This window comes from Pseudomonas sp. TH49 (assembly GCF_016650625.1).
GTDB lineage: Bacteria > Pseudomonadota > Gammaproteobacteria > Pseudomonadales > Pseudomonadaceae > Aquipseudomonas > Aquipseudomonas fluorescens_H.
In genome coordinates this window covers 1,639,856-1,656,622 of sequence record NZ_JAEKFL010000001.1, presented here as the reverse complement: position 1 = coordinate 1,656,622, position 16,767 = coordinate 1,639,856, and the positions used below count along the sequence as shown (strand labels likewise).

General features: G+C 62.1%; 14 protein-coding genes. 8 read left to right on the top strand and 6 right to left on the bottom strand.

The genetic code is table 11. The features are described from left to right. Position 1: 1 nt before the first annotated feature. Complete coding sequence (gene pdxR, locus JFU48_RS07490; protein WP_201136212.1) at positions 2-1,555, bottom strand: MocR-like pyridoxine biosynthesis transcription factor PdxR; 1,554 nt, start codon at positions 1,553-1,555, stop codon at positions 2-4. A 92-nt stretch (positions 1,556-1,647) separates the two neighbouring features. Between pdxR and JFU48_RS07485 the strand changes: the two genes are divergently transcribed. Genes JFU48_RS07485 through JFU48_RS07475 form a run of 3 tightly spaced genes read left to right on the top strand, consistent with a single transcriptional unit; the run spans position 1,648 to position 3,412 of the window. After that, complete coding sequence (locus tag JFU48_RS07485) at positions 1,648-2,271, top strand: FMN-binding negative transcriptional regulator (RefSeq protein ID WP_045122683.1); 624 nt, start codon at positions 1,648-1,650, stop codon at positions 2,269-2,271. Between the two features lie 10 nt (positions 2,272-2,281). After that, positions 2,282-2,728, top strand: coding sequence for a GNAT family N-acetyltransferase (locus tag JFU48_RS07480; protein ID WP_201136211.1), 447 nt, complete (start codon positions 2,282-2,284; stop codon positions 2,726-2,728). A 12-nt stretch (positions 2,729-2,740) separates the two neighbouring features. Next, positions 2,741-3,412, top strand: a complete 672-nt coding sequence (locus JFU48_RS07475) for a GNAT family N-acetyltransferase (RefSeq protein WP_201136210.1) — start codon at positions 2,741-2,743, stop codon at positions 3,410-3,412. 114 nt (positions 3,413-3,526) lie between these two features. Here JFU48_RS07475 and JFU48_RS07470 read toward each other — a convergent pair whose 3' ends face one another. Then, positions 3,527-4,426 carry a homocysteine S-methyltransferase family protein gene (locus JFU48_RS07470; RefSeq protein WP_201136209.1) on the bottom strand — a complete coding sequence of 300 codons (900 nt, stop codon included), beginning with the start codon at positions 4,424-4,426 and terminating at the stop codon, positions 3,527-3,529. A gap of 111 nt (positions 4,427-4,537) precedes the next feature. Here JFU48_RS07470 and JFU48_RS07465 point away from each other — a divergent pair, with 111 nt between their 5' ends. The 4 genes from JFU48_RS07465 (at position 4,538) to JFU48_RS07450 (ending at position 10,889) form a co-directional block, all read left to right on the top strand. Beyond that, the gene (locus JFU48_RS07465) at positions 4,538-5,359 is read left to right on the top strand and encodes a transporter substrate-binding domain-containing protein (RefSeq protein WP_201136208.1); all 822 of its coding nucleotides are present in this window, start codon (positions 4,538-4,540) and stop codon (positions 5,357-5,359) included. Next, entirely contained in the window at positions 5,356-6,192 is an 837-nt protein-coding gene (locus tag JFU48_RS07460) for an amino acid ABC transporter permease (RefSeq protein ID WP_003229672.1), read from the top strand. Before JFU48_RS07465 ends, JFU48_RS07460 begins: the two co-directional genes overlap by 4 nt. An 81-nt stretch (positions 6,193-6,273) precedes the next feature. Continuing rightward, the gene (locus JFU48_RS07455; RefSeq protein ID WP_201136207.1) at positions 6,274-9,231 is read left to right on the top strand and encodes an autotransporter outer membrane beta-barrel domain-containing protein; all 2,958 of its coding nucleotides are present in this window, start codon (positions 6,274-6,276) and stop codon (positions 9,229-9,231) included. 275 nt (positions 9,232-9,506) lie between these two features. Further along, entirely contained in the window at positions 9,507-10,889 is a 1,383-nt protein-coding gene (locus tag JFU48_RS07450; RefSeq protein WP_242486624.1) for an autotransporter outer membrane beta-barrel domain-containing protein, read from the top strand. Between the two features lie 171 nt (positions 10,890-11,060). Here the strand turns inward: JFU48_RS07450 and oadA are convergent, their stop codons facing one another. Further along, positions 11,061-12,869, bottom strand: a complete 1,809-nt coding sequence (oadA, locus tag JFU48_RS07445; protein WP_103484036.1) for a sodium-extruding oxaloacetate decarboxylase subunit alpha — start codon at positions 12,867-12,869, stop codon at positions 11,061-11,063. Positions 12,870-12,880: 11 nt separating this feature from the next. Next, positions 12,881-14,296, bottom strand: coding sequence for an acetyl-CoA carboxylase biotin carboxylase subunit (locus JFU48_RS07440; RefSeq protein ID WP_027610345.1), 1,416 nt, complete (start codon positions 14,294-14,296; stop codon positions 12,881-12,883). 190 nt (positions 14,297-14,486) lie between these two features. On the opposite strand from JFU48_RS07440, the gene JFU48_RS07435 reads away from it, so the two are divergent. Beyond that, the gene (locus JFU48_RS07435) at positions 14,487-15,449 is read left to right on the top strand and encodes a LysR family transcriptional regulator (RefSeq protein WP_045122685.1); all 963 of its coding nucleotides are present in this window, start codon (positions 14,487-14,489) and stop codon (positions 15,447-15,449) included. Here the strand turns inward: JFU48_RS07435 and JFU48_RS07430 are convergent. Further along, positions 15,391-15,603, bottom strand: coding sequence for a PA3496 family putative envelope integrity protein (locus tag JFU48_RS07430; RefSeq protein WP_003229681.1), 213 nt, complete (start codon positions 15,601-15,603; stop codon positions 15,391-15,393). The genes JFU48_RS07435 and JFU48_RS07430 overlap by 59 nt on opposite strands. A gap of 211 nt (positions 15,604-15,814) precedes the next feature. Then, positions 15,815-16,681 carry a transcriptional regulator HexR gene (hexR, locus tag JFU48_RS07425; RefSeq protein ID WP_007912071.1) on the bottom strand — a complete coding sequence of 289 codons (867 nt, stop codon included), beginning with the start codon at positions 16,679-16,681 and terminating at the stop codon, positions 15,815-15,817. Between the last annotated feature and the right edge of the window lie 86 nt (positions 16,682-16,767).

The following is a 16,767-nucleotide window of genomic DNA, read 5'->3' as shown; positions in this document are numbered from 1 at the left end:
ATCAGGCGCACCAGACCCTGCGCAGCCGTGCCAGAGCCGCTTGAATATCGGCCTCCGGCACGGCGGCGAAACCCAGCACCAGACCCGCGCGCCGATCCATCGGGGTGCGTGAGTCAGGCAACCAGTAGCTGCTCAGGCCGTTGACCTCGACACCGACGCTCTCGGCCTGGGCAATCAGCTCATGCTCACGGGCAATGCTGTCCACGGCGACCGTCAGGTGCAAACCGGCGGCCACGGCGGGCAGCCCGCCAACGCCTTCGATGGACTCCGGCCAGTGCGCCAGCAGACAGTTGCGCCGACTCAGGGCGGCGCGCCGCATCCGGCGGATATGCCGTTGAAAATGTCCGGCGGCCATGAATTCGGCCATCACCGCCTGGGTGCTGACTTCCGAATGCCGCACGTCCACCGCGCGGCGTCGGGCGAAGGCCTGTACCAGCCCCTGCGGCAACACCAGATAGCCCAGACGCAGCGCCGGAAAGGCGACTTTGCCGAAGGTGCCGACGTAGAGCACCCGGCCCTGACGATCCAGTGCCGCCAACGGAGCCAGCGGTGCGCCGCTGTAACGGTACTCGCCGTCGTAATCGTCCTCGATGATCCAGCCCTGGCTGCGCTCGGCCCAGGCCAGCAGTTCAAGCCGACGGGCGAGGCTCATGACCACACCGGTCGGGTACTGGTGGGAAGGTGTGACATAGGCCAGCCGGCAATCGGCAATTTGCCCCAGCGCTGTGCAATCAATGCCGTCCTGATCCACAGGCACCCCGTGCAACCGGCCCCCGGCTACCGCAAAGGCATGGCCGGCTGCGCGGTAGCCGGGATTCTCGATGCCCACCGCATCGCCCGGCTCCACCAGCAGCTGTGCACAAAGGCTGATGCCCTGCTGCGCGCCACTGGTGATCACTATTTGCTCAGCGGTGCATTGCATGCCGCGCGAACTGCGCAAATACGCGGCGATCAATCCGCGCAGACGCTGATCCCCGGCCGGATCGCCGTAACACAGTTGCTGCAGATCGGGTTTGCGCCAGAAAGCCGCGTTGAGCTTGGCCCAGACCTCGAACGGGAACAGATCGAAGGCCGGCACACCGACCCGAAAAGCCTTCGGCGGGCCACTTGGCGGTAACGATAAATGGTTGTTTTCCAGACGCTGCGCAGCACCGCTGTGGATAACTTTACTGGATGGAATCACAGGTAAATCCAGCCAATTTGTGGATAAGGCTGTGGGTAAGCCTGTTGAAAACCCTATGGATACTTTTGTGGATAGTTTTTTATTGGGCAATACGCTTTGCGGCAATTGGGCGACGTACGTGCCGTCCCCGACCCGGCCTTCAATGAAGCCTTCGGCGTACAACTGATCGTAGGCGCGCACCACGCTGTTGCGGGAAATCGCCAACGCCGTCGCCAGATCACGGCTGGCCGGCAGCCGCGTGCCACTGGCCAGACGCCCGTCCAGCACCCGCAGACGCAGCGCCTGATAGAGCTGGCGGCTCAAACCCTGACGGCGGTCGAGCTCGATACCGGCCGGATTGAACGGCATGGACAGCGTGGGCGATTCGGGCATGACAATGGACCTATGAAATTGCTCATCAATGGCTCTTACAACAGACCAATAGCCTGCCTAGGATGCAGGCATTCGCCAAGGAAAATCTCTCCATGTACACGCCCCGCGCCTTTGCCATCGACGAACTGTCGCAACTGCACGAACTGATCCTCGCCAGCCGTCTCGCGATTCTGGTGAGCCACGGTGAAAACGGCCTGCAAGCCAGCCACGTGCCGGTACTGCTGCACCGCGAACAAGGCCCGAACGGCACGCTGTACGGGCACCTGGCCAAAGCCAATCCGCAGTGGAAAGACCTGCGCGACGGCGCTGAAGCGATGCTGATATTCGCGGGCCCTGACGCCTACGTCAGCCCGGGGTTTTACCCGAGCAAGGCCGAGCACGGCAAAGTCGTGCCGACCTGGAACTATGTCGCGGTGCACGCCTACGGTCACGCCGAAACCTTCAGCGACGGCGGGCGCCTGCTCGACATCGTCAGCACGCTGACGGATCGCCATGAAGCCGGCCGCGCGCAACCGTGGAAGGTCGACGATGCGCCGGCCGACTATATCGACGGCATGCTCAAGGCCATCGTCGGATTCGCCATTCCCATCGACCGTCTCGAAGGCAAGCGCAAGCTCAGCCAGAACCGCAGCGCCGAAGACATTGCCGGCGTGCGTGAAGGCCTGGCTGCCAGCCCCGACATCGCCGACCGAACCCTCGCCCACTTGATGCGTTAAGGAAATCAGCATGAGTCAGATCGACATCCGCCCGGTGACTGCCGGCGACCACGCCGCCTGGCTGCCTCTGTGGCAAGCCTACCTGCGCTTCTACAACAGCGAATTGCCGGACGCCGTCAGCCACAGCACCTGGCAGCGTTTCCTCGACCCGAGCGAGCCGACCCACGCCGCCCTCGCCTGGGCCAATGGCAAAGCGGTGGGCATGGTGCATTTCATCTACCACCGTTCGAACTGGAGCATCGAAAACTCCTGCTACCTGCAGGACCTGCTGGTGGCGCCAGAGACCCGTGGCACCGGCGTCGGTCGCTTGCTGATCGAACACGTTTACGCCACCGCCAAGGCCGACGGTTGCTGCAAGGTGCATTGGCTGACTCACGAAACCAATGCCACCGCGATCCAGCTCTACGAGCGCATCGCCGAACGCCCCGGATTCATCCAGTTTCGCAAAGCCATTTAAGGAGCCGCGTACATGACCACTGCACTTGCCGACTGGAAAGGCGTTCCCGCCCCCACTGCGACCTTGCTCGAAGGCCGCTTCATCCGTCTGGAACGCCTCGACCCGGCGCGCCATGCCGATGATCTGTTCAACGCCCTCGAAGGCCCCGGCGCCGACCCGAAGCTCTGGGATTATTTGCCCTATGGGCCGTTCCCGCAGCGCAGCGTTTTCAATGACTGGCTGAACAACCATGCGGCCAGCAGCGACCCGTATTTCTTCAGCGTCATCGACCGCGTCACAGGTCAGGTGCAGGGCATCCTCAGCCTGATGTCGATCGTCCCGGCGCAGGGGCGTATCGAGATCGGCCACGTGACCTTCGGCGCGCCGATGCAACGCTCGCCGAAGAGCACCGAAGCGGTTTACCTGCTGGCCAAATATGCCTTCGAACAGGGCTACCGGCGCCTGGAATGGAAGTGCAACAACGGCAACGCCCGCTCCAAATACGCCGCCGAACGCTTGGGCTTCAGCTTCGAAGGCGTGTTCCGCCAGCACATGGTGGTCAAGGGACAGAACCGCGATACCGCGTGGTATTCGATTGTGGATTCGGAGTGGCCGGCGATTGCAGCAGGTTTCGAGCAGTGGTTGAGCGATGCCAACCAGACGCCGACCGGGCAACTCAAAGGTTTGGTCGAGTGCCGTAGTTAAATCGTCAAAGCAAAAGATCGTCCGATCGCGGCCCGAACCTTCGGCAGCTCCTGCAGAGGTGAACGTCAATCCCATGTAGGAGCTGCCGCAGGCTGCGATCTTTTGATCTGCTTTTTACCCCAGCTTTTGCGCCAGCACCGCAATGTGTTCCGGGCCGATCCCGCAGCAGCCGCCCAAATGGCTGGCACCGCGCTGCTGCCAATCCTGCGCCCAGTGCAGATACCCCGGCGGATCCAGATCGTCGCGCAACGGGTCGAGGCCGTCGTTGGCGGTCGCCTCTTTGGGTTGCGGTGGGAACGCATTGGCATACGCGCCGATGTGAATCTGCACGCCCAGGCGTTCGAAGGTGGCGCGCGCCGCATCAATCGCCGCCCCGATCACCTCCGGCTGGCTGCAGTTGAACAGCAGCGTCTCGACGCCCAACTCGGCCGCCACGGCTGCCGCTTCTGCCACTGATTCACCGGAACGCAGGCGCGGCACCTCATCGGTGTCTTCATCCTTCAAAGTAAACGACAGCCAGAACGGCTTGCCGTCCTGCGGCAGACCGGCGCGGATGGAACGCGCCTCGATGATCGAGCTCTGGGTCTCCGCCAGCCACAGGTCGACATGCGGCGCCAGGCCGGTCACCAGTGGCGCCAGCAACTCGTTCACCCGCGCTGCTTCGAACAGGTCCGGGCGATAGGAGCCGAACAGCGGCGGCAACGAACCGGCCACCCGCACCGCTTTGCCCGACGCCTGCACCGCACGCTGCGCCAGTTCTCCGGCCAACGCCGCGAGTGCCTGCCCTTCAGCAGCAAACCGCGCCTCGCCGATGTGAAACGGCACAACCGCATAGCTGTTGCTGGTGATTACATCGGCCCCGCTGGCGATGTAGGCGGCGTGCACCGCTTCGACCGCTTGCGGCGCTTCGATCAGGGCCAGCGCCGACCACTCGGGCTGCCGAAACGGCGCCCCGGCGCGCTGCAACTCACGGCCCATGCCGCCATCGAGAATTACCGTGCTTGCTGTGCCCATATGCTTTTCGCTCATATGCTTATGAAAATTACTCACTACCAGAGTAGTTCTTATAACTATTTAATACGCACCATCCGGTTAATAACAACCCCTTTTTTTCAGGTGTCGACTGTGAAATTTCAACCGCTACTGGCCCTGGGCCTGACGATTCTGGCCGCGTCCACTCAAGCCTTCGGCGGCGCCACACTCGATCGCGTCGAACAGAAAAAAGAACTGGTCGGCGTGCTGATGGAAAGCTACCCACCCTTCTCGTTTCTCAATGAGCAAAACCAGCTCGACGGCTTCGACGTGGACGTCGCCAAAGCCGTCGCGGACAAGCTGGGGGTCAAGCTGCGCCTCGAAACGCCGTCCTGGGACGTCATTGCGGCCGGCCGCTGGAGCGGGCGCTATGACATCTGCATCTGCTCCATGACGCCGAGCAAGGCCCGCGCCGAAGTGTTCGATTTCCCGGTCGAGTACTACGCCTCGCCTGCCGTGATCGTGGTCAACGCCAAGGACGATCGCATCCACGGCGCCAAGGACCTGAGCGGCAAGAAAGTCGGCCTGACCAGCGCCAGCAGCTACGAAAGTTATCTGAACAAGAATCTGGTCATCGAAGGCGCCGAAGACACGCACTTGGAATACCCGTTCGAAGATGTGCAGATCGCTCCGTACGATACCGACAACGTTGCCTTCCAGGACCTGGGCCTGGGCGCCGGTGTGCGCCTGGACGCCATCCTCACCAACCTGGTGACCGCGCAGCCGCGCCTGAATCAGGACCAGCGCTTCAAACTGGCTGGCGCGCCGCTGTACTCGGAGCCGAACTCGGTGGCCATCGAAAAGGGTGACGCCCAGTGGGACGCCAAAGTGCGCGAGGTGTTTGCGCAACTCAAGCAGGACGGCACGCTGAGCAAGCTGTCGCAGAAATGGATCGGCGCCGACATCAGCCAATGACTGCCTTCCCGACACCTCCACAGCCGCCACAACCGGTGGCTGAATCGCGCCTGCAACGGCTGTTCGGTTTCCGCACGCGCCTGTACCTGACATGGGCGGCGATGTTCAGCCTGTTCGCCGGGTTTTTCCTGAGCTTCGATTTGAAGCTCTCGATCATCCTCGACAAGCTGCCGAATCTGCTCGGCGTGCACCTGGCGCCCAACGGCTTTCTGCAGGGTGCGGCACTGACCCTGTTTCTCTGCGCGTGCGCCATCGTCGCCTCGTCCTTGCTGGGCTTCGTCACCGCCCTCGCGCGCCTGTCGAAAAGCGCCGTGGCGTTCGGTATCGCCAGTTTCTACACCTCGTTCTTTCGCGGCACGCCGCTGCTGATCCAGATCCTGCTGATCTACCTCGGCCTGCCGCAACTGGGTGTCGTACCCGGCGCGGTGGTGGCGGGGATCATTGCCCTGTCACTCAACTATGGCGCCTACCTCAGCGAGATTTTCCGCGCCGGCATCCTCGGCGTGCCCTACGGCCAACGCGAAGCTTCACTGGCGCTGGGCATGCGCGAGAGCGTGATCTTCTGGCGCATCACCCTGCCCCAGGCGATGCGCACGATCATCCCGCCGACCACCAACCAGTTCATCTCGATGCTCAAGGACTCGTCACTGATCTCGGTGATGGGCGTCTGGGAAGTGATGTTTCTGGCGCAGTCCTACGGCCGCTCGAGCTACCGCTACATCGAGATGCTGACCACGGCGGCGATCATTTACTGGCTGATGTCGATTGGGCTGGAGTTGATTCAGGCGCGAATGGAGCGGCATTACGGCAAGGCTTATGTGCGGCGTAGCTGAGCTGATCCGACAACAGACATCATTTTGTAAAAACCCATCGCTATACAGAACGGCCCGCTTATAACAAAAGGCCGTCCGTCCATGACCTTCCCGCCTCAGCGCTTGTCCCTTGCTGCCGTTCTGCTGATCACCGCCGGCACCGCCCACGGCAAGACCGTACAGATCGACACTGCCACTACTGCCGCGCAAACCCTTGGCGGCAGTGACACGCTGACGATCTCGGCACCGGGCAGCATCACCAACAGCGGCAAGGCGGTGAGCCTGAAGGACGGCACCAGCGGCGCCGGTGTGGTGATCGATAACGCGGGCAAAATCGTTTCCAGCGGTGGCCGGGCCATCGACAGCAGTGGTGACCTGACCCAGGCGCGCAATTACCAGATCTTCAACCGCAGCGGCGGGCAGATTCTCGGCGCCAATGACGCTTTGCGTATCGACAGCAACTTCGTCAGTGGCAGTCTGTTGATCGACAACAGCGGCGTGATTCGCTCGACCACCGGCCAGGGCCTGGACCTCGATGCGCTGCGCAGCGACGGCGTCAAAACCACCCTCATCAACCGCGCTGGCGGACTGATTCGTGGCGATGCCAGCGACGGCATGAAGACCGGCGCCAACGCGACGATTACCAACTACGGCGAGATCTCCACCGGCGACTCGCACAACGCCGATGAGAAGTTTGATGGCATCGACATCGACTCGGCCAGCGGTGTCAGCGTGACCAACTACGGGGTGATTTCCGGCGGCCGCCATGGCATCACCACCGACCTCGGTGCGACGCTGGTCAACTATGGGCAGATCACCGGTCGCAATGGTTCCGGATTCGGTTCCGACGGCGATGGCACGGTGATCAACCACGGCACCATCACCGGTACTTACTCAGGCTTGCAGGCGAACGGTGACGGTGATGGCGTGGACATCGACAAGATCGCCCACATCGAAAACTACGGCACCATTCAGGGCGTCGGTGCGGGTGGCGTGGACAAGGGCGGATTCGCCAACGGCAGTGAAGGCATCGCCCTCGGCGGCGGCTACATTCTCAACGCGAGCAACGCACTGATCAGCGGCGCCAACAGCGCGATTCTGGTGGACGACGGCAGCGGTGGTTCGGGGCTGGGAGCCACCACCCTGGAGAACTACGGCACCATTCAAGGCCTCGACGGCTTCGGCGTGAAGTTCGTCGGCGAATTCGCCGACAACGTGATCAACGGCGGCACCATCAGCGGCAGCAACGGCCTGGCACTCGACCTCGGTGGCGGCAACGACAGCCTGACCCTGCGTAACGGCAGTCGCTTCGTCGGCGTGGTCGATGGCGGCAGCGGGTACGACCGGGTGGTGATGGACGATGCGGCGGGCGGCAGCTTCGGCGCCAGCCGCAATTTCGAATGGCTGGAGGTCAGGCAAGGTGCGTGGACACTCACCGGCAGCGGCGATTTCAGCGATGGCGGCGCGGTGCGCAATGGCGCGACCCTGATCAACCAGGGCGGCATTGCCGGCAGCCTGACCGTAGACGCCGGCGGTGTGTATGCCGGTGGCGGCTCGGTGGGCAATCTCAACGTCAACGGCACGCTGCGTACCGACACCGGCCTGGGTCGCGCAACCATCGTCCATGACTTGAACATGGGCAGCGGCTCGACCCTCGTCTACGGCGTCAACGCCGATGGCAGCAGCGCCCCGGTTCAGGTCGGCGGCACCGCCAGCCTCAATGGTGCGACCCTGGCGGTGAACCCCGGCAGCGGCACTTATCCGTGGCAGAGCCATTACACCGTGCTGCAAGCCGCCAACGTCAACGGCACCTTCGGCAACGTCACCAGCCACTACGCGTTCCTCACGCCGACACTGGCCTATACACCGACACAAGTCGACCTGACCTACACCCGCAATGACGTGGCCTTCAATCAGTTCGCGGCGACCGGCAACGGCAGCCACGCGGCCAACAGCCTGGCCACGATGGGCAAAAACAACGCGCTGTACAACGCCTTGCTCAACACCACCCAAAGCACGGCCGGCGCGGCGATCGAACAACTGGCCGGCGCCAGCAACGCCAATCTGACCAGCGCCACGCTCGGCGCCAGCAGCCAGGTGGGCAACAGCATGCTGTCGGCGATGCAGCAAATGGGCGGCAGCCCGGGGTTGATGGTTGGCCTTGATCAACGCGACACCCCGGTGCTGGCGGCCAACGGCGTACCCTCGGAAGCGCGCAATCTGAATGATCCGAACGCGCGCGGACGCCTGTGGCTGCAAGCCATCGGCGGCTACGGCAAGCTCGACGGCGAGCACGGCAACAGCGGCCTGGAGCAACGCACCAAGGGCAGCGTACTGGGTGCCGACTGGGCACTGAATCCGCAGTGGCGCCTCGGCGTACTCGGCGGTTATTCGAAGACTGATCTGGACGCGACCGGCGTCGATGGCAACGTCGAGAGCTGGCACGCCGGCGTCTACGCACTGCGCCAGAGCGGCCCGTACTCCCTGCGCCTCGGCGCCGCCTACAGTGGCCATCAGGGCGAAAGCAAACGCACGGTGGCGTTCAATGGTTTCAGTGATCGGCCCAAAGGCGATTACGACGCCGACAGCCAGCAAGCCTTCGCCGAACTCGGCTACGCCATGGGCAGCGGCCGCCTCAGCGCCGAGCCGTTCGCCAGCCTCGGCTACCAGCGCTACCACCGCGACCGTTACCAGGAAAAGGGTGGCGCCGCCGCACTCGACGTCGACAGCCAGACCCAGGACAACTTCAGCAGCACCTTCGGCCTGCGCCTGGCGCACCTGAACAGCCTCGACAACGGCATGAGCCTGACCCCGCGCATGGCCGCTGGCTGGAAACACACCTACGGCGATGTCAGCAGCTCGACGCGTCAGGCATTCGTGGTCGGCGGCAGCGCATTCAACGTCGATGGCAGTTCGCTGGATCGCGACAGTCTGGTGCTCGAAGCCGGACTGGATCTGGGGATTTCCGCCCGGCAAACATTGGGCGTCGGCTACAGCGGCGAGATCGGCAACAACAGTCGCAACCATGGGTTGATCGGGCAGTGGCAGATGAGTTTCTGAGATTTCGCCAATCGATACTTCAGCAGGTGTTGTAGGCAAAGGCGTCTGGACAGTCGGGTAAACGAGGCAGATTCGAAACTTGCCAGTGACCCGGCTACACAACCAGCCCGCAAAACCTGCACTCTGCTCGGAATCGCCCGGCATCGGCGCACCGGCATCGACTTTTAGAGTTTGGTCTCATTCTTCGAGAGACCAACTGCATGCCCATTCACACCTACAAGCTTCAACATCTGGTCCTGGCCGTTGCATTGGCTGTCGGGTGCGTAGAGTTTTCATTGGCCGAGCAAACGGAACCTCAGGTCAACGCCGAGGTGAAGCCCAAGAAGCCGCGCAAGAAGACGGAAAAGCCCGTTACGCCGAAGCCGATGGACGCTGGGGAAACGGCAGAAAAGAGCGATCCGCTTCCAGAAAAAGCCGCCGACCGAGCGCAGACGCCTGTGGCGCCAGGCCATCCGCCGGGTGAGGCTCCGCCGAAGAAAATCGTCCCGACAGAAAACGGCAGTGCGATCAAAAAAAGCATTCAAAAACCAGCCTCCTCGCCCGATCCGGTTCAGGCGAAAAAGCCAGAGACTCTGCCAGCCCCGGCACCTGAGCCCGCCCGGCAAATAGCTGCCCCGGACAATGCGGCGGTCGAGGCCCTGCAGACCGCCGATCAGACCGCCACCGTCATCGCCCTCGACCAACTCGCCGCCGGCAGCAACGCCAATCTCGCCAAAGCCACATTGAGCAGCGTCAATCCGGTCAGCGCCAGCATGCTCTCGGCGATGCATCAACTGGACAACCGTAATGCTGCGCAAGGATCGGGGAATGCGCCGCGTCTGGCGGCTGGCGGCGAAGGCAACGGGCGGGTCTGGCTGCAAGCGCTGGGGCACGGCGGCAAGGTCGATCGTGACGCCGACAGTGTCCTGAAGCATTCCACCCAAGGTCTGATAATGGGCGCCGACTGGCGACTCGACGAGCAATGGCATGTCGGCCTGATGGGCGCAAAAGCGCAGACCCACTTCGACGCCCGACACTTCGACGGCGATCTCGACAGTTGGCACCTCGGCGCCTACGCGCTGCGGCAGGAAGGCCCGTTCGCCCTGCGCCTGGGTGCCTCGTACGGCCATCATGACGGCAACGGCAAACGTCGCGTCGACTTCAATGGTTTCAGTGATCGGCTCAAGAGCAGCTATGACGCCAGTACCCAGCAGGTCTTTGCCGAAGTCGGCTACGACCTCGGTCGTGGCAACGTCAGCATCGAACCGTTCGCCAGCGTGGGTTATCAACGCTACCAGCGTGACGGCTACATCGAAAAAGGTGGCGATGCGGCACTCAAGGTTCACGGGCAAACGCGGGCGAATCCGAGCAGCACCCTCGGCCTGCGCATGGCGAACACCAGCCACCTGTCCAATGGCATGCAGCTGACGCCGCGCCTGAGCGCGAGCGTAAAACACACCTACGGTGAGCTCGACAACGAAACGCGCCAGCAACTGGTCAGGGGTGGCAAAAGCTTTGAAGTCACCGGAGCCGAGATGGATCGCAACAGCTTTACGCTGGATGCGGGTGTGGATCTGACTCTGTCCGCCCGCAACACCTTGGGCATTGGCCTCACTGGCGAGGCCGGCAACGACAGCCGCAGTTACGGCGTGACAGGCCAGTGGCGAATGGCGTTCTGACACAACGCGCTTGTGTAGGAGCTGCCGCAGGCTGCGATCTTTTGACTTTGCTCTTGAAGATCAAAAGATCGCAGCCTGCGGCAGCTCCTACAGAGGACGGTAAATTGCAGGCAAAAAAAAGGGGAGCACATGCCCCCCCGAGGTTTAAAGCGTTGGATCGCGGCAGTTATCTCAGCCTTCGATCTCGATCAGGATTTCGCCAGGATTCACTCGGTCACCCTTGGCAACGTGAATGGCCGTGACCTTGCCGGCAATCGCCGCCTGGACTTCGGTTTCCATCTTCATCGCTTCGGTGATCAGCACCGCCTGGCCGGCCTTGACGGTGTCGCCCTCCTTGACCAGCACATCGACGATGTTGCCCGGCATGGTGGTGCTGACGTGGCCCGGCGCAGACGCCTGTTTACGCTTGCTGCTGCCACCGCTAACGAACTCGTTGAGCGGTTCGAACACCACTTCTTCCGGCATGCCGTCGATGGACAGGTAGAAGTGACGCTTGCCTTCGGCCTTCACGCCAACCCCGGTGATGTCGACGCGGTAGGTTTCGCCGTGGACGTCGATGACGAACTCGGTCGGTACGCCTTCGCCACCCGCTGAGGCGACCTTGCCGGCTTCAGGAATCGGCAACAGCACTTCCGGGGTCAGGGTGCCGGCGGCACGCTCTTCGAGGAACTTGCGCCCGATGTCCGGGAACATGGCGAAAGTCAGCACGTCTTCTTCGGACTTGGCCAGTGCGCCGATGTCGGCACGCAGCTTGGTCATTTCCGGCTTGAGCAGATCGGCCGGACGTACGTCGATCACCTCTTCGCTGCCGATGGCCTGACGACGCAACTTCTCGTTGACCACGCCCGGCGCCTTGCCGTAGCCGCCTTGCAGGTACAGCTTCACTTCGTTGGTGATGGTCTTGTAGCGCTCGCCGGCCAGCACGTTGAAGAACGCCTGGGTGCCGACGATCTGCGAAGTCGGGGTCACCAGTGGCGGGAAACCAAGGTCTTCACGCACCCGCGGGATTTCCGCCAGGACTTCGCCCATGCGGTTCAGCGCGCCCTGCTCTTTCAACTGGTTGGCGAGGTTGGAGATCATCCCGCCCGGCACCTGGTTGACTTGCACGCGGGTATCGACGGCGGTGAACTCGCTTTCGAACTGGTGGTACTTCTTGCGCACGGCGTAGAAGTACAGACCGATTTCCTGCAGCAGTTCCAGGTTCAGACCGGTGTCGTATTCGGTGCCTTTAAGCGCTGCAACCATCGACTCGGTGCCCGGATGGCTGGTGCCCGAGGCGAAGCTGGAGATCGCGGTGTCGATGTGGTCGGCACCGTTTTCAATGGCTTTCAATTGGCACATCGCCGCCAGACCCGCCGTGTCGTGCGAGTGGATGAACACCGGCAGCGACTGCTCGGCTTTCAACGCACGGACCAGTTCACCGGTGGCGTATGGGGTCAGCAGACCGGCCATGTCCTTGATCGCGACCGAGTCGCAGCCCATGGCTTCCATCTGCTTGGCTTGCGCCACAAACGCGTCGATGGTGTGCACCGGGCTGGTGGTGTAGGCGATGGTGCCCTGGGCGTGTTTGCCCGCAGCCTTCACCGCTTCGATGGCTACGCGCAGGTTACGCACGTCGTTCATCGCGTCGAAGATGCGGAACACATCGATGCCGTTGACCGCGGCCTTGGCAACGAAGGCTTTGACCACGTCATCGCTGTAGTGGCGGTAGCCCAGCAGGTTCTGCCCGCGCAGGAGCATTTGCAGACGGGTGTTAGGCAGCGCGGCGCGCAGTTGGCGCAGGCGTTCCCACGGGTCTTCTTTGAGGAAACGTACGCAGGCGTCGAACGTCGCGCCGCCCCAGCACTCCAGCGACCAGTAGCCGACTTTGTCGAGCTTGTCGCAGATCGGCAGCATGTCTTCAGTGCGCATGCGGGTGGCGAGCAGCGATTGGTGGGCGTCGCGCAGGATGGTGTCGGTTACGAAAATTTTCTTGGTCATTGTTGTATTCCTCACAGGCCTGCGTGGGCGGCGATGGCGGCGGCGATGGCCAGGGCCAGCTCTTCGGGTTTGCGCTTGATCGAGTAGTTGGTCAGTTCCGGGTGGCTTTCAACGAAGCTGGTATTGAACTGGCCGCTACGGAATTCCGGATTGCGCAGGATTTCCTGGTAGTACGCGGCGGTGGTTTTCACGCCTTGCAGACGCATGTCGTCGAGGGCGCGCAGGCCCCGGTCCATCGCCTCTTCCCAGGTCAACGCCCAGACCACCAGTTTCAGGCACATCGAATCGTAGAACGGCGGAATGGTGTACCCGGTGTAGATCGCCGTGTCGGTGCGCACGCCCGGACCGCCGGGGGCGTAGTAGCGGGTGATCTTGCCGAAGCTTGGCAGGAAGTTGTTTTTCGGGTCTTCGGCGTTGATGCGGAACTGCAACGCGAAACCACGGTGCTGGATGTCTTCCTGCTTAACCGACAGCGGCAGGCCGGAGGCGATGCGGATCTGCTCACGAACGATGTCGATCCCGGTGATTTCTTCGGTGATGGTGTGCTCCACCTGCACTCGGGTGTTCATCTCCATGAAATACACCTCGCCCTCGGCGAGCAGGAACTCCACGGTGCCGGCGTTCTCGTAACCCACGGCCTTGGCTGCGCGCACCGACAGGTCGCCGATGTAGGCGCGCTGTTCCGGGGTCAGTTGCGGGCTAGGGGCGATCTCGATCAGCTTCTGGTTGCGGCGCTGGATCGAGCAGTCACGCTCGAACAGGTGCACCACGTTGCCGAAGCTGTCGCCGAGGATCTGCGCTTCGATGTGCTTGGGATTGACGATACATTTTTCCAGGAACACTTCCGCCGAACCGAACGCCTTGGTCGCTTCGGAAATCACCCGAGGGAAGTTCTGTTCGAGTTCTTCGCGGCTGTTGCAGCGACGAATGCCGCGCCCGCCACCACCGGAGGTGGCCTTGAGCATCACCGGATAACCGATGCGGTCACCCTCGGTCAGGGCTTCTTCGATACCCGACACGTTGCCTTCAGTGCCCGGGGTGACCGGCACACCGGCCTTGATCATGCTGCGGCGGGCTTCGGTCTTGTCGCCCATGCGGCGAATGACTTCTGCCGACGGGCCGATGAATTTGATTCCGCGTTCGGCGCAGATGTCTGCCAACTCGGCATTTTCCGAGAGAAAGCCGTAACCGGGGTGCAATGCATCGCAACCGGTTTCCACCGCCAGATTCACCAGCTTGCGCGGGTTGAGGTAACCGGCCAGTGGCTCGGCACCGATGCTGTGGGCTTCGTCCGCACGCTTCACATGCAAGGCATGGCGGTCGGCGTCGGAAAAAATCGCTACCGAGCGAATGCCCATCTCGGCGCAGGCCCGCACGATTCGTACGGCAATCTCACCACGGTTGGCGATCAGGATCTTTTTTATCACTTGGAAATTCCCTTGAGCCGGTGGCACCACGACCTGCTAGACCCAGGTCGACGCGTGACCAAATGTTTCAATCTGGTCGCGACCCCACACTAGCCCTCGCAAGGGATTAACAAAAATGAATAAAAATTGGGTCAGGCATAAGCAAAGACTTATAGTTAAACCACCAGCCTGCCGTCAGAGCCCATAAAAAATGCGTAAGTCCTTGATGCGTATGACATTACGCCAATTGCAAATCTTCAACGAAGTGTGTGATTTACGTTCCTACAGCCGCGCCGCCGATGAAATGTCTCTCACACAACCGGCCGTCAGCCTACAGATTCGTCAGCTTGAAGAGCTGATCGGCCAGCCATTATTCGATTATGTCGGCAAAAAACTCTACATGACCGAGGCTGCCGAGGCCCTGCAGCGTGCCAGCAGGGACATCTTCGGGCGCCTGGAAAACCTCGATATGCAGCTCTCGGACATGCAGGGCTCGCTGCAGGGCCAGCTGAAACTGGCAGTGGAATCCAGCGCCAAATACTTCGTGCCGCACCTGTTCGCCGCCTTCAAGCGCCAGCACCCGGAAGTGAACCTGCAACTGACCGTGGTCAACCGCGGCCAGGTGATTCGTCGTCTTTCGGACAACCGCGACGACCTGGTGATCATGTCGATGGTGCCGCAGGACATGGGCCTGGAATTTCTGCCGTTTCTCAACAACCCGATCGTCGCTGTGGCGCGCCCGGATCATCCGTTGGCGCACATGGGGCCGCTGCGTTTGCAGGATCTCGAGCCTTACACGTTGCTGATCCGTGAACCCGGCTCCGGGACGCGACTGGCCTGCGAGGAATACTTCAAAGAGAAACGCGTGCACTTCACCCAGACTCAGGAAGTGGCCTCGGCCGAAGCCCAGCGCGAATGCGTGGTGGCGGGTCTGGGCCTGGCGCTGTTGACGCGCCACGCCCTGAACCTGGAGCTGGCAACCGGCGGCCTGGTCGAGCTGCCGGTCGAAGAGTTGCCGCTGTTTCGCAGCTGGTGCCTGGTGCAAGCCAAGGCCAAACGGCTGTCACCGGTGGCGCACGCCTTCCTGGCGTTTATCCGCAGCGAACGCGTGCAGATCAGCGCGCTGGTTGAGCGCTTCGACGGGAAGCTGCCGGTGCTGCCTGCCAGTAGTTGAGTTCGATGTCCTCGGGAAAATCGTTGATTTCGCTCTGAAGCTGACGGAGTTCGAAACGATCTTCGATGGCGCGACGGAATTCCATGCGACGTTGGTCTTCCTGTTGACGGCGGGTTTTCGCGGCGCTGTTGCGTTCTTCGTAGGGCTGAGCCATTTCGAGTCTCCCAAGGCGAGTACGGGAGTTTCACGATAGGCGTGGGGGATGACGGTTTGGCTGCGCGGGGATGACAGTGCGATGAAAGTTTGCCGATTGCGTTTCATTGTGGCGAGGGAGCTTGCTCCCGCTGGACTGCGAAGCAGGCCCGGCCTTTCAGGGCCGCTGCGCGCCCCATCGGGAGCAAGCTCCCTCGCCACAAAAGCAGGCTTCAGTCATCCAGCGCTTTTGCAGCTTTCGGGGACAGCCGCAAGCTGCGCAGACTGCGCTTCACGCTCTTCAGGTGATTGACCAGGCTCGGCCCGCGCGCCATGGCCACGCCCATGGCCAGCACGTCGATCACCACCAGATGGGCGATGCGCGAGGTCAGCGGCGTATAGATTTCGGTGTCTTCATGCACATCGATCGCCAGGTTGACGGTCGACAGCTCAGCCAGCGGTGTCTGGCTCGGGCACAGGGTGATCAACGATGCGCCGCTCTCGCGAACCAGGTTGGCGGTGATCAGCAGATCCTTGGAGCGCCCGGACTGGGAAATGCAGATCGCCACGTCAGTCGGCTTCAGCGTCACCGCCGACATCGCCTGCATGTGCGGGTCGGAATACGCCGCCGCCGTCAGCAGCAAACGGAAGAACTTGTGCTGCGCATCCGCCGCCACCGCGCCCGACGCACCAAAGCCGTAGAACTCGACACGCTGCGCCTGAGACATCAGCGTCACCGCGCGCTGCAATTCCACCGGATCGAGCTTCTCGCGAACCTCCATCAAGGTGTGCAACGTGGTGTCGAAAATTTTCAGACTGTAGTCGGCGACCGAGTCGTCTTCATGGATCGCGAACTGACCGAAACTGGCACCGGCGGCCAGGCTTTGCGCCAGTTTGAGCTTGAGATCCTGAAACCCGGAGCAGCCGATGGCCCGGCAGAAACGCACGATGGTCGGCTCGCTGATGCCGACGCTGTGAGCCAGGTCGGCCATGGAACTGTGCATCACGGCCGCAGGGTCAAGCAGCACGTGGTCGGCGACCTTGAGCTCCGACTTGCGTAACAGGTGACGTGACTGGGCGATGTGTTGCAGCAGATTCAAGGGGCTGGACTCTTCTTATGGGCAAGGATGTAGCACGCTTGTAGTTATACTACATGAATTGGCTTTTTGCCTGCTCAATGCGTAAC